Genomic DNA, 21,327 nt, shown 5'->3' on the forward strand with positions numbered 1-21,327 from the left:
CCTCCCCTTACTCGAACGTTCTCGCCTGAACTTTATCCCAGTCGGTCTGCATTTGATTCGTAAACCGTGGGACATCACCGGTGGTGGCCAGCGTCTGAAGATATCCACCGATGTTGATTGATGCAGGAATGTAGTGATCGCTGAAATCCGCAAGCTTATTGGACTTGAAGAATGGAAGCACGCCCTTCAGCGCATCATCGCCAATTCCAGTTTGCTTCAACGGAGTGAAGGCGGACTGAGCCTTGGCATATTCGTCAAGCTGTGGCTTGCTCATGAGGAAGTTGATGAACTTCATGGCCTCTTGTGGATGCTTGGTATTGGCACCCATCGTCAGCATGACATCATCGCCAGCCGTGAGAATCTGCTCGCTTTCGTTATCTGTTGCAGGCAGCTGTGCAAAACCAAGATCAGCCTTGGCATTGACCAGACGAACCTGTGGAATCGCATATGTTCCCAGAGGAAGAATGGCAACCTTGCCTGCAGCAAGATTCTGCGTCGCCTGCTGGTAGGTCACGCCCTTGTCGCTCGTCGCGTACTTGTAGAGCTCAACCTCTTTTGTAGCGGTTGCCGTCCAGATCTTGGCAAAGGTCGTCTCGCCCTTCTTCAGCTTGATGTATTCACTGGCTGGAACCAAGGTCCCAGCAAAGGAAGCGAAGGGGGCCTGGGTTGTCCAGGAATCAGCGAGCGAAGCCTGAATGGGGGTGATGCCGGCCTGTTCAAACTTCTGAAGCAGCGCAACCATCTCAGACCAGGTCTTCGGCGGGTTGTTGGGGTCCACGCCTGCCTGACGCCACACTGTTTTGTTATAGATGTATCCACTGGCATTGCCCGCGAATGGAAGACCGTAGAGTCGCTTCTTTGCCGGATCTGTGGTCTGAACCAAGTCCTTGGCAATTTTTACCATGCCAGGATTGAGCTTCTTCACGATTGGATCGTTGGTGAAATCATGGAAGACACCAGAAGTTGCGAATTGCCCAAAATTGATATCCCCATTGAATGTTATGACATCCGGCACACGGTTCTTCACCAGGCGTGTGCGAAGATCGGTCTGTGCACTGGCGGAGTTGTTAATGTTAATGCGTATGTCAGGATTCTGAGCCTCAAAATCCTGAACCATTTTCTTGAACTGATCCGCGGCTTCGGCCTTGAACTGGAAAAAATCCAAGGTGACAACGTTCGCGCTGGCTGACCCACAGCCCGACATGGAAATTCCGAGCACTGCCGCAACAACTGCTGTGGCGATGCGTCTGAGCATCTTCATAGAACTCGTTCGGATTCCCATCACATTCGAATCGCCGCCGAGCTGATTGATAGAATCACGTCTCATTTCTCGACTCCTTCGTCTTGCGCCTCGGACTCTTGACATCCGAATATCGCACTGTTCAGGATAAATATCTCCTAGCTTTTTTTACCACTGTTGGCGAGTCTACGGGCTTGGGAAAATAATAAGTCCGTATTTTTGTATATAAAGCAAGAAATTACTAGGATGGATGCAGGAAACGGCTCTACTACAACCATCACGCCTCATCCAGCAAGGGGATTCAATGCCTAGTTTCAATGGACTTACGAGTGAACGCGATCCCGCTGGTCGACATCCTGGCAGCCGTCTCGGCGCTGAATCTTCAATGCGGTCGAACAGAGGAGTTTCAAAGATCAGCGTTGGCTCGTTCAGGCCAGAGGAAGACGCCTTCGAACAGCCCTTGCCATCATGGTTTTCAGCATCGTCCTATACGCATCAGGTTGCCGCTGATATTGTGCAGTATGGGCCCATCGCACGAACAACGCTCGCAGGGCTGCTTGGGCTTTCGCAGGGCGCCCTATCCCGCATCACCAGCGATCTACTGCACTACGGGGTTATTGAAGAATTGAATCCCGAAGATCCAGACGCCTCGCGACACAAGCCTCTGCCACTCGGTTTCGTACCCAAGGAGAACGGAGGCGAGCGCCGCGGTCGGCCACAGACGGCACTTCGCATACGCAAGAACAAGCACACCTTCATCGGCATCAATGTCAGAGGCAACAGTGCCTTGGCAACGGCATTGAATGTTGCATGCGAAGAGATAGGCGATACTCATATCGTCGATTTTGAGGATCAGAATCCTCGCGAAATATGCAAGACGCTGACAAAGCTCGTCAACGAATGCCTTGAAGACATCAAGACGGCACACCTGAGCAAACCGGTTGCCGTTGGCGTCAGCATCGGTGGCCATGTCATCAATGATTCGACGGTGACCTTTGCACCATTCCTGCATTGGGATGGTTCTGTGAACCTCGCCGGCATGATGACCGAGGAATGCGGCATCCCAACCGGTGTTTTCAACGATCTGGATGCACTGCTGCATTATGAATGCTGGTTTGAGGCAGGCGTGGGCATTCCGCGATTTGCCGTCGTCACCATGGGTGCAGGCTTGGGATATTCACTGGCGCAGAACGGGCTGCCCATTGATTATCGCGATCAAAGCTACGGTCTGACCTCACATACCCTGATCGATCCGGAAGGTCCTCGCTGCTATCAGGGCCACAGGGGTTGTGCTCAATGTCTGACCAATGATTCGATAGCCGAGCAGTATTCGCAGAATGTGGGACGAGCGGCTTCGTTTGACGATTTTATCTATGATGCCAGGCATGGAGTTTCTCAAGCAACACAGCTGCTGAACCGAACATGTTTCAGATTGGGAGTATTCATTGCAACCGTGGCGAATATCGCCATGCCTCAGAAGATTCTTGTGGCGGGCGAATCCGCCTTCCTTGCTCGAATGAACACGGAGTCCATCCGCAAGGGCATCGAATCATATCGCCATAGCCAGGCTGCACCGGTATCTCTGGAAATCCTCGATGATACGTGGGATAGGTGGGCGTCTGCCGCAGGGTCGTGTGTAATCAGCCGGTATATCCTCGGCTGATTACACACCACTCGATTACACACCACTCCTATCTGCAACTGGCTCTGCGTTCAGATGCTGACGATCTCGAAGAGCACGGCCTGCGCAGGGTTGAGCGCTGGCGGACGGATGCCACAGTCGGCAAGGAACTCCCCTGGAAGGACGGTCCCCTCTTCGTTCCACCACCCCAGCTTGGATTGACCATTGCCGAGACCTTCCAGATCGAGCGATATCTGCAATGGCCGCACTCGATACACCTCGTCGGCATCAAGTCCTGGAATGCGAATTGGAGCAGCCGGATAATGCTGCGACGTGGTCAGCTGCGTGAACCGGACAACTGCACGACCCTTGTCCTTGGCAACCACGCCATCGACACGCACCGAAGGATCAGAACTATCGGCATGGATCACGGTCCCGCTCGCAAACATCGCCCGATTCTGCTTATACGCTTCAACCCACTGCGCGAGCCTCTCCAAAGCGTCGTCGTTCTGCTTCTGCAAGTCCCATTCGATGCCGAGATGACCGAAGAATGCTGTTGCCATACGCATCTGCTGGCTGGTTGCACGCATCGTTGAATGGGCAGGAGATGCACCAATGTGCTCACCGATCATCTCGGGGGGCACAAGAAGCGATGTGTATCGTTGAATGTCGGCGCGCTCAACCGGATCGACGCAGTCGGAAGCCCAGATTCGGTCGGCAAGGGCAAGGATGCCAAGATCGACGCGTCCACCGCCAGAGCTGCACGTCTCAATTTCGAGTCCCGGGTGACGCTCTTTCAAAGTCTTGAATATCCGATAGACGGCTTCTGTCTGCGCATGCACGCAGGGCAGCCCGGAATAAGGCGAAACGGGCTCAGTGACCAGCTTGTTGTGATCCCACTTGATGTAATCGATGCCGAGAGAATCGACAAGCGCATCCATCGCATTGAACACATAGTCATAGGCTGCGGGATTCGTGAGGTCCATGACTTGCTGCGAGCGTCCCTGCATCGGCAGCCTGCTGTGAGCCGCATGCATGATCCAGTCAGGATGTGCGCGAGCGGTATCCGAATCAGGATTGATCATCTCAGGCTCGAACCACAGACCGAACTCCATGCCCAGACCATGAACATACTCGGCGAGCGCGCCAAGGCTTTTCTCCCCTCGCGGCCATACCGCCGGATCGATCTGCCAATCACCGAGTCCTGCAGTGTCGTCTCGGCGATGCATGAACCATCCATCATCGACGACGAAGCGTTCAACGCCAGAGGCCTGTGCCTTGTCGGCGAGCGCCTTCAAGGTATCGAAGGAATGCTCGAAATAGACAGCTTCCCACGTATTCAGGATCACGGGTCGCGGCTTGGATGCCAGGTTTGGATGCTGAGCGCGCACGAAGCTGTGCAGGCGCTCGGCCACAGCGTTCAATCCCTCGCCATAGGCACCATATACCCATGGCGTGGTGTAGCTTTCGCCTGTTCTGAGCTGCATCTCGCCGCCAATCAGAAGCTCCGCACCACCGATCAGACCTTGCGTATATGTCGTTCTCTCAGCCGAAAGCACTGAGTTGCCGCTCCAGCCCACATGGGCGGAATATACCTCGCCGTGGGAGAATCCAAATCCGGGAACGCCCGCTGAAATAAGCAGCGACGCGTCAAAATCGGGGCGGCCGACCATGCTCAGACGCTCGACTCTTCCGATATTGAAAGGCTGACGTTGCGGTGAGCGCTCGCGGAAATGATGCCCGGTCGTGGAGAGTATTTCACTGGCTTCTTCGGGCACGGGATAGGCGAGCTCTATTTTGTCCACCGACAAGGTGCCTAGAGATGCCTGCGCATCTTCCACTGCCCCTTCAGACTCAGCATCGTCATAGCTATTCGTGATGGTGACCTGTTGGCGGATCAGACCCGATTCGGTTATCTCGCACTTCCACAGCAAGGTGAGAGCGTTTTCGGCATCGACTGCGGTGACCGAAACCGTTCGATTGTCAATAGTTATGGCATCATCCACGGTACGGAAGCAGCAGAACAGCTCGACGTTGTCTCTACGAACCACGAGCCGGGGCGAACCCGTCCACGCTTCTGATTGCGTTGGAATGACGCTTGGCCAATCAGTGTCATCAAGGCCACCGGAGACGCGCTGCGGATTGACCGCTTCGAAGCAGTTCACGAGATATTCGGCATGAGGAATTGGACGGCCCCATTGTACGATTCGTGGCAGCTCATTGTTGCGAAGCAGCAGAAGGATGGCAGAATCAGCCTGTGCGTCTTCGCCATAGAGGACGGTGGATTCGGTGCCATCTGATGCGGTTTGTGCAAAGCGTTGCCATATGCCGCTGCTCGAATCGGACGATGGTCGTTTTGTGTTGTCAACCACGTTGTTCATCACACGTTTCCTTCGACATTGAATTTCGTTCGCTTGGAATGTTGCCTGACGGTGCTGAGCATTCCAACTTGTTTCGGATGATTGCAAGATGCTGGTCATCCACCAATATTTTCAGAATAATGATGAACTTTTTTTGTTGTCATCCTCGCGCATGTTCTGACACTTGGTAAAAAAATAACCTCGCACCGTCCAGCCATAGGCCTAGGAACGGTTCGAGGTTTCACCGGAAATAGCCTGACCGCTGCGTGGAATCGAATCTACGCAGCGGTCAGGATTGCGTGACCAAGCTCAGTCTTCTCTGCCCTGCGCGGCCTTCACCAGATTCTCTGCATCCTGGACTGGCGTTGCATCGGTGGAATTGCAAGCATTCTGTGCTGCTTTGACAATGTCAGGATTATGGATCTTGAACGCAAGTTCTGCAAGGTGCACGCCGTGTGTCAGGAATTCATGCGTTCTGCAGACGTAGTCATGATCGCGACCGATCTTCGCAATGCATCCGTTGATGAAATCGACCTCGGTTTTGCGCCCGCGAGACATGTCCTGATACATCGAAGGATAGTGCAGTGGGTTGGCGACACGGCTCACGTAATCGACGGACTTGAGTTCTTCCTGACGGCTCTCGATCAATCGAATTCCGGCACGGTCACAGGCATCATATGCCTCGTCGATAAGCTGCTTTGCCATATCCATCGAACCCGGATACTCGATGAATTCGCCCATGGTGATCTGATACATCGTGCACAGTGTATTGACGACGGAATTGAAGACGACCTTCGCCATGCATGTGCCCGTAAAGTTCGTGGTGATGATCGGGTTCATGTTCGAAGTCTTGAAATCTTCAAACATGGAACGCTCGACATCAGTCGTCTGCTCGTTGAACGCACACATGTGCATCACTCCAGTGCCTGACTTGCCGATGAAATCGACATCGCCTGGCCCGTTCAGCACCGTCGCTATCATTGCCGTACCGCCATAGATGCGGTCATCGCTGAAGTATTGCTGAATCTTTTCGAAATGACCCCAGCCGTTCATCGCCGAAAACACGATCTGGTGATCCTTGAACAGGGGTGCGCAACGTTTCAGCATCTCGTCAAGCTGCATCTGCTTGACGAAGATGATCCAGACATCGGGATCGCCTTGGTATTCCTCCGGTGAATAGATGTTGATTGGAACCAGATGACGATTCTTGCGATCTCGTGATACATAGACGCCGCCCTGCTGATGAACGGCCTTGATATTGGGCTCCCAAGCATCGATAAAATCAACTGTGCGGCCCGCGTTCTCCTGAAGGAGCACACCATAGCGATATCCCATGGCACCTGCGCCGATTACTGCATATTTCATCTGTATCTTCCCATACATATGTGCACTGTTGCCGACAACGTGAAGCAAGGCGTAAATAATGAGTCTGCCTGGGCATCATTGCGCTGAATTGCGCCATGCTCTTGCTTGTCCTGTACCTGCGCGTGACTGATTATCACAGCTCTGCGTCAGGGACGTGCCGCACCTCCTGCACACGTTTGCGATTATCATCAAATCGTCAATGAAGATGGGACTGATAATCCCAATCAAGACCCCCACTGGCTGCGACCCCACCCCGGTCTTGTGAACCAAAGCCAAGAACGTTATGTTTCGAGTATGTAATTTATCCTACCAGTGGACGACTTTTGTCCACATAGTGAACGCGCTTGTCGTGAAAGAATGCGTTCAGCAAACTGGCGCTTTCTTGCTCTTTCACCCCTCCGATAACCACAGGCTTGTGCCCCGTGTGTGGATCCCGCGGAATATCCCAGACCGACCCACAGGCGCCAAGCTTGGGATCCCAGCAGCCAAAGACGATGCGATCTACGTGCGACAGCACCGCAGCCCCCGCACACATGGGGCACGGCTCCATGGTTACTACGAGGGTCAACCCGCTGAGATTCCAATTCGCCGGTCTCACACTTGCGATTCTGGACGATTCAGGCATATCGAACAGCGGCACGTCAACCGTTGTCCCATGAGCCTGTCTGAGGGCAACGATTTCCGCATGGGCCAAAGGATCGCCGGTGGCCTCGCGCCGGTTGTAGCCTTCGGCCACAACCTCCCCCTTCTTGTTGAGCACGACAGCACCGATGGGAACATCACCACCGTCTTGGGCAATGTGAGCCAGTGCGAGTGCCCTATTCATCGCGTGATTCCAAGGCCTAGTGATCAAAGAGTCCATTCATCAAGCTTAGAACATGAACTCCTTGATCGCACAGCCCAACCAGCCCGATCATCCCAGGAAAGCGTCACGAACCAACCATCCCCGCAATCTTTCTTCGCGCCTGATGAACGGCTGCATACAATCCCGTTCGAGCGCCGTATCCACGAGCTGCGAGTCGAGCGCGGATGAACTTATCGCCTTCGGATAGGATCAGCACGCTGAGGCCGATGGCCATGCACAGTCCCCACTGCCACAAGGCCAGCGGAGCCATGCCCAACACTGATGCAATGCCCGGAATATACATTGCGATTGCATGAATCATGAGAGCCGCGATAGACGCTACTAGCAGGAATACGTTGCGAAGCGGGTTGAGCTTGAAGATCATCACGGTTTCAGAGCGTGCCGACATCGACATGAAGAAGTTGAAGAGCACCAGCAGTGTCAATGCCATCGTTCGTGCCGATACGACATCAACGCCGTGATCTATTTCTACTCGGAACATCACGAGAACGCACAGCGCCATCCACAGACCGCATATGGCTGTCCGCGCCCACAGCGCAGACGAGAGCAGCCCTTCGCTGTTCTTACGAGGCTTGTATTTGAGCTCGTCACCGCTTCCAGGTTCAAACCCCAGAGCGACATCCTGCACGCCGTTGGTCACGAAGTTGATCCACAGCATCTGTAGCGGCAGGAACAGCAACGGCATTTCTGCAACCACATTCACGCCGACGGCAATCATTGCGGCAACAGCGGTGGAAAGCAGGAAGAATGCGGATCCACGAATTGCCTTGAAGGTGACCCTTCCCTGTCGAACCGCATGTGTCAACGTCACAAAGTTGTCGTCGGTGAGTACGACGTCGCTGGCTTCGCGGGCGACGTCGGTTCCTGATTTACCCATGGCGATGCCTACGGAAGCCGACTTCAATGCTGGCGCATCGTTCACGCCATCACCGGTGACTGCAACGACTTCACCCTGATCTTGCAGTACCTCGACGATTCTGAGCTTGTCCTGTGGAGATACTCGTGCGGCAATCGAGGTTTCCTTCAGCCGCGCTTTCAAGACCTCGTCTCTCATTTCGGACATCTCGCGGCCTGTCAGAACGTTATCGGTCTGCTGAAGTCCGAGACGTTCACCTATTGCTGCCGCCGTCGTCGGATGATCGCCGGTTATCATCTTGACTTCGATACCGGCCCCAATGCACTGTTCTATAGCCTCTCGGACGCCGGATCGGGGCGGGTCGAGCATGCCTTCAAGTCCGAGGAAATGAAGCTTGCGCGGCTTTCGATAGGTGACAAGATCCTGGTCGGCATCGATATGTCTGCTCGCCACGCCAATCACCCGCAGTCCGTCTTTGCCCATCTGCTCGTATGCGCGATGGATGGCACCGGCATCGATGGGCACCGTATTGCCTTGACCATCATCCATGGTCGCGCTCATCATCGCCAGCTTGTCAGGAGCACCCTTCACATATTGCGTGAAACCGCCTTGACTATTGGGTTTGATGGCCATCGAGTAAGCATGTTCCGGCTCATACGCGGTCTCAAGCCTGGTCTCGGTCTCGCGATCTTCGTCGCTTACGGCTCCCAGATCATCGGCAATTCTCATCATTGCCACATCTACTGCATCGCCGGAATACGACACGTCACCTTCGGCAGACACACTTCGATACGCCTCATTGGTCAAGGCAGCCGCCTTCAGCATGGCAAGGAGCCTTGCCGTAGCATCGCTGCCGAAGCCATCATCCTTGCTCTCTTCAACGCTGAACGGATTCCCCGCACCCAGGCTCAGACGCTCGACCGTCATGCGGTTCTGAGTGAGCGTTCCCGTCTTGTCCGAACCGATGACCGTGGTTGAGCCGAGCGTCTCAACTGCAGGCAAGCTTCGAACGATGGCATTGCGCTTGGCCATGCGTGATATGCCGAGAGCCATGGCAACCGTGAGCACGATGGGGAGAGCCTCGGGCATGGATGCCACGACAAGCGATACAGCCGATAGGAACGAATTCGTCATATCGTCGTTGATAATCGTGCCCGCGATGAACACGAACACTGCCACGATGATGACACCTATGGATATACCCCTTTCCGTCCGCTGCATGATGTGCTGCAACGGAGTCTTGCCGTTGGCATTATTCACCAAGCTGCTTATCTCGCCAAGTTCTGTATCGCTTCCCGTGGCGACGACGACTCCACGCCCCCTACCGCTGGTCACCATCGTTCCCGAGAAGGTGATGCACTTTCTATCGCCAAGCGAGGCATCCTCCTCTACCGGATCCGTGTGCTTCTGCACATCGTTGCTCTCGCCAGTAAGCATCGACTCGTCAATGCGCAGGCGGCTCGTATCGAGCAGACGAATATCGGCAGGCACTCTGTCGCCACTCTCAAGCAACACGATGTCTCCGGGAACAAGATCGGCGGCTTCGATTTCAAAGCGGCTGCCGCCACGAATCACGCGGCAGGTCGGGCTGGAAAGCGATGCGAGCGCATCCACTGCCTGATCCGCCTTGGACTCCTGGTAGTAGCCAATGATGGCGTTGAGCAACAGCACCAGAAAGATGGCAGCCGCGTCGATAAGGTGATCGAGAACAATCGTGATGATGCCGCACACTATCAGCACTGCTATGAGCGGGCTTCTGAATTGAATGAAGAAAAGCTTCCACTTTGGCATCTTCTCGACCGAAGTGAGCGCATTGGGGCCGAACACCGAAAGTCTGCGGTTTGCCTCTCTTCTTGAAATGCCTTTTCGGCTGGTTTCCAAGACTTCCAAGGCCTTGTTCGCATCAATGTTGTGCCATGCCGTGTCATTGTTGGCAGCGGCGTCGTCTATCTGACTGGTAAGGGGTGCGCTGTCTGTATCTGTTGTGTCCCGTTTCGGGTTCTTTGGTGCTGTCGGGATATTGTTATCCATAGTTGTCATTGTCGTAGGGCCTTTCTGAGTTGAAGCATCGTAAAGGTCGCTGCGGTCCTTGTCATTCCATACGTGATGTCAACATTGCGTGTATGAAACTGACTGTTACACAAAGCTTCTTCCAAGCTAACATATCGTTGCTTCGGAGTCTCGAACCTTCGCGGATGGAGAAGAATGATCATCTGCAGCATGTCGTCTCGCTTATCGCACAATTGTGGAAGCATGCGATGCGTATAGTTACATGTGGTACATGCGATGAAGATAGGAGTGGCCTGTGGAATCATTCACTCTGATACTGTGCATCATCGGCGCAGTGCTCGTGTCTTCTTTCATAAGTCGCTTCATTCCTCGTATTTCAACGCCTCTTGTTCAGATTCTTCTTGGCGCGCTCATGACAGTGCTGCCGATTGTGCCCAGCACGAATCTTGATCCTGAATTGTTCATGGTGCTCTTTATTGCACCGTTGCTGTATTACGAAGCTCACAGCATCAACAAGCAGGCATTGCTGAAGAATCTTCGACTTTCCCTTTCGCTTGCCATCGGACTTGCCTCGGTGACGATGCTTGCCGTCGGCTACAGTCTGCATGGAGCCTGGCTGTCGATACCGCTTGCCGCAGCCTTTGCTCTGGGTGCGGCGCTCGGTCCGACCGATGCCGTTGCGGTGTCTTCAATCGGCAGAGTTGCAAACCTCAGCGAACGTCAACGCTCGATTCTCAATGGCGAATCGTTGTTCAACGATGCGACCGGCGTCATCGGCTTCCAGTTTGCCATCTATGCTGCGTCGACCGGCTCGTTCTCTGCCGTTGGTGCCGTAAGCCAATTTCTCTTCTCGTTCATAGGTGGCATAGCGGTTGGAGCCGTGGCTGGGTTGCTGATGAACTGGGTGTTTGAGACCAGCAGACACTTGGGTTGGGAAACCACGACGACCCGCATCTTGCTGGAAATCTTTTTCCCATTCCTGTTATATCTGATTGCCGAACATGTGCTTCATATCTCAGGAGTACTTGCCGTGGTGACGGGAGGACTGCTTGCCCGATTCGACACCAGCGGCATTGGGCCGAATGTTTCTCGAACGAATATCGTGTCATCGAGTGTGTGGACAGTTCTCTCCTTCAGTTTGAATGGCGCTGTCTTTGTATTGCTCGGCATGCTCCTGCCGAATGCTATGATGTCCAGCTGGTCGGATGACAACATCAGCCACGGCTTGCTCATTGAGATCATTGTCCTGGTCTCGCTCGTGGTGATCCTCATGCGTTTCATCTGGATCTCCGCGATGCTTGCCTTCACCAAGGATATGGTTACCGGCGAGCGCAGACCGATGAGCCTTGAGCGTTGGCGGTCCGCTGCGATTATGACCTTCGGCGGGCCCAAAGGCACCATTACGCTTTCACTGGCACTTACGATTCCTTACACGGTCCGTTCAGGAGCATGGTTCCCCATGCGCGATGAGCTTATCTTCATTGCGGCAGGCGTCATCATCGTGACGCTGCTGCTGGCCAATTTTGCCCTTCAGGCCCTCGCTCCTCCAAATACCCAAGGGGTTTCGACAAAATTCGTGGAAGCCGTTCTTGAGGTTCTGCGTCGAACCATCGAGCGACTCTCCGAGCATGACACTCCGGAGAATCATCATGCCCTGCGCATGGTGCTTTCCTCCTATAATCAGCGCATCGCGCGCCTTAAATCGCAGATCGGGCAGCATGATTCCAAAGAATTGGAACGTTTGCAGATCATCGTTCTGAACTGGGAACGCGATTATATTGAAACCCGAATCACCATTATCGAGCAGGAAATCATCGACTTCAACGCTTCGCACGGTGACGAAAGCGAAGAACTCGCTGCGATGGATTCCGACGACACAGGCAATATGCCCGTCACCTCGCCTGACAACATGAGTGAGAAGGCACTAGAAGACACGCCTGAACTCTCTGATGAACGCAAATCCTGGCAGAATTCCAAAATCGTTTCTCAACTTACGCCACTGCAGCGCTTCGAATCGGAGCGTCAGGCAGCAGAACGCATTCTCGTGCATATCTCTCGTACATTAAGCCACATCTCAGAAGCGAGCGAGATGCGCTGGAGACTGCGGTCTCTACGCCGTCGCACGCATAATCTGGCAAAGGGCATCGAAAGCCGCGTACGCCATTCCACGCCGCTGGTCAGCGATGACACCATCTATGCAGTATCTCGACGACTGCATCTCGATTTGAATCGCTACGTGATCGAGAAGCTGTATGCCGAACTTGCAAAACCGGATTTCAACACTGAAGACGTGCTATCGGTGATCATTGAGCATCAGCGTGCGGAAACCGCTCTGCGCGCGCGCCCCTCGGTAAATGAATCGGCTCATGTGCTCAATGGCATTCAAGAAATCAAGCGCGAAGGCTATGCAATCGAACTCGAAGTGATTCAGAATATGTTCGAATCGGGCGACATCACCCGTGCCGAAGCACGCCAGCTCAGAAGAAATGTCTATGTCATGCAGGTTGATGCCGATTCCAACCTCTGACGCATATGAGCTTCGGCAGCGTTACATCACTCCCGAAGCGATGTTATTGTCACTGAGCCATTGACGAATGTCGTTGAATTCATCCAGACTCACGGCATGGTCCAAACCGGAGTATCCGCGGGATTTCAACCATGTGTGCTCCTCAAGCCACGCGGCCATACCAAAAATCTCATATTTGGGAATGACATTGTCCGCTTTGCCATAGCCGTAGAATACCGGAATCTCGAGGGCAGCAAGTCGATCATCGGCAGGAGATGTGGCGGCAATGACTTTCGGTGCGAGAAAGCCGGACAAGCTCACCGCTGCACGATACCGTTCGGGATGCACGCGAAGCAGGTGAACAGCGAGAACACCGCCCTGAGAGAAGCCGAGGGGAACGACTTCACGTTCCGCAGCGATATTCGATTCGACCCACTGATCTATGGCTTGCGAGGCTGCGTACGCATCACGATCAAGCTGGGCTCCCGTGGGAACGCAATCATGGAACCATGTATAGCCCCCAGAACCGAACTGACCGAATTGCTGGGGCATGTTCAGGGGTGCACGAAGCCCGATGTAATCATTGAAAGGTGCGATATATTGCATCAGATCAGCCAGATCCTGCTCATTCGAACCCCAGCCATGCAGCAGCAGGAATAACGGTTTGGCGGGATTGGCCTGGGCGTTCCTATTCGAATACAGCGCATGGGAAATCTGCAGCGGATCGCCGAAATGACCCGGAATAACCGTTGACGCCTCTCCAATAAGAGCATTCATGTCAGAAGCGGCCGCTGTGTCGCCCTGCCTGTCGTCATCACGCGTATTTTCACTCATATTGCACACCTTAGCGGCTTTAGTTTACTGTGCAATGACATGGTGCAGCTTTCAGGCAGCACAGGCGTCAATCGGCCATGCGCAGGTCAGTTAATCAACGAATGAATTATGTGATTCACATTGTTCACTCAGCAGCTCATTCAACTGTTCATTCAATAGTGTCGATGGTGCCACCCCATGATTTCTGCAATTTTTCAATATTGGCCTTCTCACCAAACACAAGCCACGTCTTTCCATTCAGGGTGCGCCAATCACCCTGAGCCTCGCTGTTATTCGAATGCTCCTCAAGCATGTCGGAAATCTTTGAGTTGACCGCTCCTCGTTCAAAGCTGGCCATGGTCGGATTTTCAAAGGTGACATATGCCATTCGTGGTTCTTTGCAAAGCTCTGCGAGCGACAGCCCCGGGTATGAGCTCGTGCCCAATGACTCCCAGCCTCCGGTGCACGTCCCAACCGAGCTTTCTATGCCCTTGCGCATCGTCTTGCTGCTTGAAACGGGAGCATTCTCGGAGACCTTGGGCTGTATCACACCTTGAGGGAACAGATTACCAATCAACAGACCACAGACAGTGATCAGCAGAGCCAGCACGATTGCGATAATGCCCCACGTGCCTTTTCGTCCCCCTTGCCTTGCCCGCCTGTGTGAAATCTTGGCGGCAATAACGAAGATCAAGGCAAGAACGCTGAAAACGAACGACCCTGCTTCAAGAATTGGCATAGACAGCGAATCGCTGAACTTAAGAGATGCTGGCGCTATGGTTCTCGTGATGAAGAATACAGAGAGGATGACTGCTATAAGCCCGAGGATGGCAGCGATTGCGCTTAACACCGATGCACCTCGTGAACGAGGCGGTTCAGGCTCATACTCCGGCCCAACTTCGCTGTAGGCATATTGCCGTTCTTGCGACGCACCGCTTTCAACAGTTCCATCTTGTTCGTATGCCATCTGCTCTCCCGCCATCTCGTTGGGCCACATCATACATCGACTCAATACATCGACTCATTCAAAACTTTACGTCATTAAGCTGCTACGGAGGAACAATCCTCTGGCCGCAATGCTGATCCGAAAAGCAAAAACCCGGCGGGGTGACCGCCGGGAAGAAAGGAGAGAGAAGAAGAGTTCAATTATCAGGAGAAAAAATCTCTTGCTCGATGAGTTGCTGCCATCCATCGATAGGTATAACTTAATCATCCCGACCTTGGCAGAATCATAATGAAAGCTGAGAATTCTCTATGATTTGCAGTCACTGTGATACAGCACTTCGAAATCAGGTCTCGACACCGGCCACGCAAGAGGTTTAGCTTCCGGTTTATTCTGGTTGTGGAATGGTGGGGGATCTTTAGCGCGACGGCGAAAAGGAAAGCATTACCGCAAGAGAAAAGGACAGGTATGGCAGACAGCATACAGACGGTCAATTCGATTATTCTTGTTCGTCACGGTCGCACGGGTTTCAATGCACAGCACAGGCTTCAAGGTCAAATCGAGCAGCCCCTCGATGAGGACGGCCTCTGGCAGGTAGCGCAGACCGCCCGTGCGTTGCACACGCTCTATGTTGAACATGCCCAGGAGGTGCCGAAACAGCTGGTTGTCAGCTCCGACCTCAACCGCGCACTCGATACTGCCCACCAATTCGCAGATCCACTCAAACTTGAGGTACATACCGATCCAGCTTTTCGTGAACGCAGCTATGGAGATTGGGAAGGGATGTCCCGAGAAGAGATCCAGTCGAAATGGCCTGAGGACTTCACGCTCTGGCAGCATCTAGAGGGCGGTGAGCTGAAGCATCACGCCGAACCGCTCGAAGATGTTGGACAACGCGGTGCCGCCGCACTGCAGCATTGGGCTACTTCGGCAGGAGCAGATACGAATCTATTCATCTTCGCCCATGGGACATTGATAGAAACCTTGCTGCACACGGTTTTGGACATTCATAGCACCCCTCCATGCACGTCCCTGGTTGGCATGAGGAATGCGCATTGGGCACGATTGGTACCGTTGCATTATTACAACGGCGATGACGAGCAGCTGAAATGGCGACTGTCTGAATACAACCGCGGACCGGCCATAGCATCTACAGGCGATTGGCGCGATGTCACACCACTGAAGGCAGCGATCTGACCTTTTGCATATTTCCAACAATGAAAACCCTACGATCAATAGATAGCACCATGCACATTGCTTCACATGACCAGTCACATGCAGGAACAACCACAGGCTCGGACTCAGACTCAACATCATCGGCATCGCAGAAGTCAGCATCCCGGCAGAGAATCTTCATGCTTGTCATATCAACCCTCGTTCTTGGCATAGTGGCGGGAATATCTTCAGGACTCTTGTCGGTATTGCTCAAGATCGTCGAGCATTACTTCCTCGGCTTCCTTGAGGATTCCTCAATGCCTGGCGCATTCAACGTCAACCGTTGGCGAAGATTCATCTCGCTGACCGTTGGTGGCATTGTGGCTGCTTGTATATGGTGGCTTCTGCGCAATAAGGCCAAACGTGTGCCCTCGGTCAAGAAGGCTGTCAAAGGTGCGGATATGCCAGTCTGGCAGACCATCGTGCATGTGGTCACACAGATATTTCTCGTAGGAACCGGTGGATCAGTCGGTCGAGAAGTCGCACCACGAGAAGCTGGAGCACTGTTCGGCGGTCTTTGGTTCCGACTGGCACACAGATGGGGACTACCACGCGAAGATCGTGAGCTGCTTGTCGCAGCGGCTGCAGGAGCAGGATTCGCTGGAGTCTATATTTCTCCTTTGACGGGTGCTCTCTTCAGCGTTGAAATCCTGCTGAAGCGAGTGAACGCAGAAACCATCACGGTCAGTCTGGCAATGTCATCGATTGCTTCGTATGTCGGAGGACTGATCCATGGCACCGAGGCATATTATGCCGTGCCAGATTCGCCATTCTCGTGGCAAATCCTCGCATTCTCCATCGTTGCATCTCCTCTGATAGGCATTGCCGGGGGCTACTTCTCCCGTGCATCCTCTTGGGCAGAAACGAAAAAAACCACGGGTAACCACATTCTGTGGCAACTGCCGCTGGTAGCACTGCTGACCGGAGTCGTGGCACTCTGGGGGCCGCAGGTCATGGGCAATGGAAGAGCCCTTGCCCAGACAGCGATGAACTATTCGGCAGAGAACTCAGGACTGACAGTTGTCATAGCCTTGGCTGTTCTCGCCTGTGCAAAGGCTCTGCTGACCACATTCACACTCAAGGCTGGCGCTTCAGGCGGCACACTGACGCCTTCCATCGGCATAGGCGCAGCGCTTGGGGCCATACTCGGCATTGCTTGGAATTACTGCATTCCTGGCACACCACTGTGGCAGTGCGCAATGGTGGGTGCCGTCGCACTGCTTTCGGCCTCGCAGCGCGCTCCATTGATGGCCATGATGATGCTGATGGAAGTGAGCCATCTTCCGATTGTGGCTCTTGGTCCACTCGGCATGGCAACCAGCCTCGGTGTGGCAACTTCCAATCTGGCCAAGACCATCGCACGCCGCAACAAGTAACCGCAAGAGTTCTAGCGCGCAAAACAACGCTTTCACAAGGCGCGATGTGCCCTGCCCCTCAAACTGAGCTAGGACATGTCCGCACGTTGTCCGGGCACTGTCCGGACATGTCCGGGCAACGGTGCACGCGACAATCGATTGAAGCTTCCCAGCTATGCCAGCTTGGTTTACAGGCTTGTGGCGAAGGCTGAGTTTTCGGATTTTGCGGCCTGCGCGAACGCTTGCTCCAAATCTGCAAGAAGATCATGCACGTCTTCTATGCCGATGGCAAGCCGAATGAGTTCATCGCTGATGCCCAGCTTCAGACGTTCCTCTCGTGGAATCTCGAAATGTGTCATTCTACAGGGCAGCTCAGCAAGGCTCTCAACCGCGCCAAGGCTCACTGCAAGACGGAAGACCTCAAGGCTGTTGACCACAATGCTGGGATCTACGCCGCGCTTTACCTCAAATGAAAGCACGCCACCAGCTCCACGCAGACCTTTTGACTTGAGCGAAGCCCTGCCCTCCTCATCGGCTCCCGGATAGTGCACGGCACTCACGAGCGGATGCGCGAGCAGGTAGTGGGCAATCGTTGATGCGTTGCTCTGCTGCCGGTCCATACGCAATGCCAGTGTTTGCAGGCCTTTACGCACCGAATCGCATTCGGCAGGTGCCAGGACCCCACCGAGACGGTTCAGCGCAAAATACAGACGATGCGCAATCGATTCGCTCTTTGCCACAGCCAGGCCGGCAATAACGTCTGAATGACCGGCAAGATACTTGGTCGCCGAATGAAGCACGATGTCGGCACCCAAATCGAGTGGCTGCTGCAAATATGGCGTCACGAAGGTGTTATCCACAATGAGGATTGCATCATATCGATGAGCCAGACTAGCGAGCGCTGCAATGTCATTGACCTGCAGCAAAGGATTGGTCAGTGTTTCGACATACAGGGCCTTCGTTGGCCGGAGTCTGAGCTCGCGCTCTACAGCGTCCAGATCCTGCGTATCGACTGGCGTGAAATCAAGTCCCCAGCGATCGAAATGCTCATGAATCTGTGAATAGGTACCACCATAGATATTCGCTCCCACGACGATACGGTCGCCTGGAGAGAACACCGATAGCGTTGCATGAATGGCTGCCAGACCGGAAGAGAACGCAAAGCCTTGGAATCCATGCTCGAGCTGAGCGATCTGTCGCTCCAGGAATTCACGAGTCGGATTGCCCGAACGGGCATAATCCCATCGTGGAGCTTCATCTACAGAGCGGAACGCATAGGTCGATGAATTGTAGATGGGTGGATTCACGGCACCTGTCTCATTGTCGTGAATGTGGACACCGTGTACCAGTTGAGTTGCAAATTGAGCCATCATGCTACCTTCTTGCTATCTCTTCAATCGTCATCTTCACTCAAATGCCAAGCGCGTCACATCTCGGCTGATACGGCACCAAGCTATCAGCGTCCTGGACGCGCAGCCAAGTGCTGCAATATACGAAAAACTTATGTGCCGTTACTGCTTGTTGAAATCTCAAAGCTCAGCGAATCCTATACGCGCCAGATTGATTGCTTCAACGGTTCCACGACACTCCGAACCACTCACATATTGAATGCTGCAGCAATCTCTTGCCTGGGTCTCAGATCCACATTCGTCACCTGCACGTCATCACCAGATTGGGCAATCCAGATCACCGCATTCGCAACGGTTTGCGGATCGATATAGTCCTGCGGCACAAATTCGATACCGAGGCGTGCGTTGATGGCGTGCAGCATCTTGGTGTTGATCTGTCCAGGGTATACAGTGCTGACGCGCACGCCGTTCGAGGACTCTTCCAACCGAAGCGTGTCTGCATATCCACGCAGGGCGTGTTTTGATGCAGCGTAGATGGAGTGGTTCGCCACTGCACGCTCACCTGCACCAGAATTGATGAAGATGACCGTCCCCTTCACTGTTCGTATGGACGGTAGCAGACCTGCTGTAAGCAGAGAAGGTGCGATGATATTCGTCTTCAATACGCTGTCCCAATCATCTGCAGTTGCCTGTGCCGCCTTCCCTACTACCGCAATGGCAGCAACGTGCACGAGCAAGTCGATTCCCGAGCTCTCCCGCGCGCTCAACTCCTGAGCCCAGGAAAGCAGATCGTCGGTCTGCAGCAGATCCAGCGTGAACGCTTCCACATCATGAATCGCATTCAGCTGTTTCGCGTCATCATAGGCTCGCACGACTGCGAGTACACGCCAACCTTGCTGTACTAGGCTGCGTACCACGCTACTGCCGACCGAACCGCCAGCACCGGTGACGACCGCCGTTTTCTGGCGTGCGGAATCACCGGCCACACCTACTATCACCGAACGAATTGCACGATTCGCCGCGAAATTCGCCACATGCCTGTTCGTTGCCATCCTATGCCTCCTCGCGCATACCGCCGAGATATGCTTCCTGAACCTGTGAATTATCCAACAGTGATGATGCTGGGCCTTGCAGTCTTATGCTGCCGTTCTGCAACACGTAGCCATAATCTGCAATCGAAAGAGCCAGTTCCGCCTGCTGCTCGACCATGAGTACGGATACACCCAGCTCATCTCGCAATCTGGCTATCTGTTCGAGAACATCCTCAACCAGTCTCGGAGACAGCCCCATCGTTGGTTCGTCCATGCAAATCAGACGCGGATGGCTCATCAAGGCCCGTGCGAAGGCGAGCATCTGCTGCTCACCACCTGACAGGGTGCCGGCCTGCTGGTTACGACGCTCCTTCAAGCGCGGAAAACGGGCGTACATGTCTTCGAGATCATAGCTGATGTCACTCTGGCTCTTTCTCGTATATGCGCCTATGACAAGGTTCTCTTGTACGCTCATCTTCGCAAATACGCGTCTGGCTTCTGGCACGGCAGCTATGCCAGAAATCACGCGATGCCGCGTGCTTGTTGATGTGATGTCACCGCTGTCATAGAAAATCTGACCTTTTTTGGGTTGCTCAAGCCCGAGTATGGTCTTCATGGTCGTTGACTTGCCGGAAGCATTGCCTCCAAGCAGCGAGACGATTGCACCTTGTGGAACATCGATGGAGACGCTTCGCAACGCATGAACCTGACCATAGAACACGTCAACATCATGCAGACTCAGCAACGGTTTCGATGAATCTCTGAAGGTGTCGTCGACTTTGCTCTGATTGTGCTGCTGCAGCGCGTTCTGAACACTGAGTATGGCACGAGAATCATCGATCTTTTTCTTGGCCGTCTCTCTTCGCTTACCAAGATATGCTTCGACAACCTGCGGATTCTTTCGCACATGATCGGGGTCACCCTGTGCGATGATTCTGCCACCGTCCATAGCCAGCACTCGATCGGAAAGCGCTGTGACCAGTTCGATCTTATGCTCGACCAGCAGCATCGTATGGCCTTGGCTTTTGAGAAATTGCAATTGCTGCAGCACTTCGGCTGTTTCAGACTGGTTCATGCCTGCCGTGGGTTCATCCAGCAGCAGCAGCTTGGGTTCGCTGATATGAGCACGCGCAATCTCGGTTCTTCGCCGATTGGCATACGACAAGGTGTAGGCGTAATCATTCCTGCGTGACTCTAACCGCTCGCGAAAGCGGTCGATTTCGCGGCCGATACGCTGCTCGACTTCGCGCTGTTCTCTGTGCGCATTCAGTCCTGGAAACAGGGCAACTGCCGTCTCTGCCAACAGCGGCACCCATTTCAGCAGTGGAAAACGCTGCAATCCAGCGAATGGGCGCTGTGCATGAAGCTTCTTGTGAAATCCCAATCCAATGTTCTCATCTACGGTTAGCCCCGCAAAAACTCGTCCGTTCTGGAAGGTTCGTGCCAGTCCGCGATTGGAAACCTCGGCTGCGCTCAAGCCTGCAACAGGATCGCCATCAATGTCGATAAGGCCCGAATCGGGTGCGATAAAACCCGAAATCAGATTGATTGTCGTGGATTTTCCTGACCCATTAGGACCAATGATGGAAATGACCTCACCCTCGTGAAGGTCGAAGGAGACCTTGTCGACGGCCTTCAATCCCTGAAACGATTTCTCTATGTCGCGCACGCGCAGCACGAGAGGGTTTTCAAGCACCTTTCTACGATGTTCCTCGTTATTGAGCTCTGCCTCCGGTTCTCCACCGCTCACCCGGTCTTTGCCTTCATCGTTGTTCTCGTTATGAAGTTGTTCAGTCAT

14 protein-coding genes are annotated in these 21,327 nt (G+C 53.8%); 4 read left to right on the top strand and 10 right to left on the bottom strand.

Annotated elements, in window-relative coordinates:
• Positions 1–7: 7 nt before the first annotated feature.
• On the bottom strand, positions 8–1,285 hold the full coding sequence (locus tag QN215_RS00105; protein WP_404978507.1) for an ABC transporter substrate-binding protein: 1,278 nt from the start codon (positions 1,283–1,285) through the stop codon (positions 8–10).
• 259 nt (positions 1,286–1,544) lie between these two features.
• Between QN215_RS00105 and QN215_RS00110 the strand changes: the two genes are divergently transcribed.
• A complete protein-coding gene (locus tag QN215_RS00110; RefSeq protein ID WP_369344166.1) occupies positions 1,545–2,903 on the top strand; it encodes an ROK family protein in 1,359 nt (452 codons plus the stop codon).
• Between the two features lie 50 nt (positions 2,904–2,953).
• On the opposite strand, the gene QN215_RS00115 is transcribed toward QN215_RS00110, so the two are convergent.
• From QN215_RS00115 to QN215_RS00130, 4 genes are all read right to left on the bottom strand, one after another.
• Positions 2,954–5,242 carry an alpha-galactosidase gene (locus QN215_RS00115; protein WP_369344167.1) on the bottom strand — a complete coding sequence of 763 codons (2,289 nt, stop codon included), beginning with the start codon at positions 5,240–5,242 and terminating at the stop codon, positions 2,954–2,956.
• 288 nt (positions 5,243–5,530) lie between these two features.
• Positions 5,531–6,586: a ketopantoate reductase family protein gene (locus QN215_RS00120; protein ID WP_404978508.1), complete on the bottom strand. Its 1,056-nt coding sequence runs from the start codon at positions 6,584–6,586 to the stop codon at positions 5,531–5,533.
• Between the two features lie 301 nt (positions 6,587–6,887).
• Entirely contained in the window at positions 6,888–7,448 is a 561-nt protein-coding gene (locus tag QN215_RS00125; RefSeq protein ID WP_404978496.1) for a nucleoside deaminase, read from the bottom strand.
• A gap of 67 nt (positions 7,449–7,515) precedes the next feature.
• Complete coding sequence (locus QN215_RS00130; protein ID WP_369344170.1) at positions 7,516–10,338, bottom strand: cation-translocating P-type ATPase; 2,823 nt, start codon at positions 10,336–10,338, stop codon at positions 7,516–7,518.
• Positions 10,339–10,612: 274 nt separating this feature from the next.
• Here QN215_RS00130 and QN215_RS00135 point away from each other — a divergent pair, with 274 nt between their 5' ends.
• Positions 10,613–12,844: a cation:proton antiporter gene (locus QN215_RS00135; protein ID WP_369344171.1), complete on the top strand. Its 2,232-nt coding sequence runs from the start codon at positions 10,613–10,615 to the stop codon at positions 12,842–12,844.
• Between the two features lie 21 nt (positions 12,845–12,865).
• On the opposite strand, the gene QN215_RS00140 is transcribed toward QN215_RS00135, so the two are convergent.
• Both QN215_RS00140 and QN215_RS00145 read right to left on the bottom strand, forming a co-directional pair.
• On the bottom strand, positions 12,866–13,600 hold the full coding sequence (locus QN215_RS00140) for an alpha/beta hydrolase (RefSeq protein WP_369345005.1): 735 nt from the start codon (positions 13,598–13,600) through the stop codon (positions 12,866–12,868).
• 205 nt (positions 13,601–13,805) lie between these two features.
• Complete coding sequence (locus tag QN215_RS00145; RefSeq protein WP_369344172.1) at positions 13,806–14,603, bottom strand: hypothetical protein; 798 nt, start codon at positions 14,601–14,603, stop codon at positions 13,806–13,808.
• 444 nt (positions 14,604–15,047) lie between these two features.
• Here QN215_RS00145 and QN215_RS00150 point away from each other — a divergent pair, with 444 nt between their 5' ends.
• Positions 15,048–15,776 (top strand): histidine phosphatase family protein, encoded by a 729-nt coding sequence (locus QN215_RS00150; RefSeq protein ID WP_369344173.1) that lies wholly within the window; start codon positions 15,048–15,050, stop codon positions 15,774–15,776.
• Between the two features lie 50 nt (positions 15,777–15,826).
• Positions 15,827–17,170: a chloride channel protein gene (locus QN215_RS00155; protein ID WP_369344174.1), complete on the top strand. Its 1,344-nt coding sequence runs from the start codon at positions 15,827–15,829 to the stop codon at positions 17,168–17,170.
• Positions 17,171–17,337: 167 nt separating this feature from the next.
• Here the strand turns inward: QN215_RS00155 and QN215_RS00160 are convergent, their stop codons facing one another.
• From QN215_RS00160 to QN215_RS10065, 3 genes are all read right to left on the bottom strand, one after another.
• Complete coding sequence (locus QN215_RS00160) at positions 17,338–18,519, bottom strand: PLP-dependent aspartate aminotransferase family protein (protein WP_369344175.1); 1,182 nt, start codon at positions 18,517–18,519, stop codon at positions 17,338–17,340.
• A gap of 227 nt (positions 18,520–18,746) precedes the next feature.
• Positions 18,747–19,550, bottom strand: a complete 804-nt coding sequence (locus QN215_RS00165) for an SDR family oxidoreductase (RefSeq protein ID WP_369344176.1) — start codon at positions 19,548–19,550, stop codon at positions 18,747–18,749.
• Position 19,551: 1 nt separating this feature from the next.
• The gene (locus QN215_RS10065) at positions 19,552–21,327 is read right to left on the bottom strand and encodes an ATP-binding cassette domain-containing protein (protein WP_404978497.1); all 1,776 of its coding nucleotides are present in this window, start codon (positions 21,325–21,327) and stop codon (positions 19,552–19,554) included.

It is taken from the genome of Bifidobacterium sp. WK041_4_12 (assembly GCF_041080795.1).
Taxonomy (GTDB): Bacteria; Actinomycetota; Actinomycetes; order Actinomycetales; family Bifidobacteriaceae; genus Bombiscardovia; species Bombiscardovia aquikefiricola.

What these genes read in the sequence shown, in the direction of transcription:
- QN215_RS00160 (WP_369344175.1), bottom strand. Translation starts at nt 18,519, where the DNA reads ATGGCTCAATTTGCAACTCAACTGGTACACGGTGTCCACATTCACGAC.
- QN215_RS00120 (WP_404978508.1), bottom strand. Translation starts at nt 6,586, where the DNA reads ATGAAATATGCAGTAATCGGCGCAGGTGCCATGGGATATCGCTATGGT.
- QN215_RS00130 (WP_369344170.1), bottom strand. Translation starts at nt 10,338, where the DNA reads ATGGATAACAATATCCCGACAGCACCAAAGAACCCGAAACGGGACACA.
- QN215_RS00165 (WP_369344176.1), bottom strand. Translation starts at nt 19,550, where the DNA reads ATGGCAACGAACAGGCATGTGGCGAATTTCGCGGCGAATCGTGCAATT.
- QN215_RS00115 (WP_369344167.1), bottom strand. Translation starts at nt 5,242, where the DNA reads ATGAACAACGTGGTTGACAACACAAAACGACCATCGTCCGATTCGAGC.
- QN215_RS00125 (WP_404978496.1), bottom strand. Translation starts at nt 7,448, where the DNA reads ATGGACTCTTTGATCACTAGGCCTTGGAATCACGCGATGAATAGGGCA.
- QN215_RS00110 (WP_369344166.1), top strand. Translation starts at nt 1,545, where the DNA reads ATGCCTAGTTTCAATGGACTTACGAGTGAACGCGATCCCGCTGGTCGA.
- QN215_RS00140 (WP_369345005.1), bottom strand. Translation starts at nt 13,600, where the DNA reads ATGAATGCTCTTATTGGAGAGGCGTCAACGGTTATTCCGGGTCATTTC.
- QN215_RS10065 (WP_404978497.1), bottom strand. Translation starts at nt 21,327, where the DNA reads ATGACTGAACAACTTCATAACGAGAACAACGATGAAGGCAAAGACCGG.
- QN215_RS00145 (WP_369344172.1), bottom strand. Translation starts at nt 14,603, where the DNA reads ATGGCATACGAACAAGATGGAACTGTTGAAAGCGGTGCGTCGCAAGAA.
- QN215_RS00150 (WP_369344173.1), top strand. Translation starts at nt 15,048, where the DNA reads ATGGCAGACAGCATACAGACGGTCAATTCGATTATTCTTGTTCGTCAC.
- QN215_RS00155 (WP_369344174.1), top strand. Translation starts at nt 15,827, where the DNA reads ATGCACATTGCTTCACATGACCAGTCACATGCAGGAACAACCACAGGC.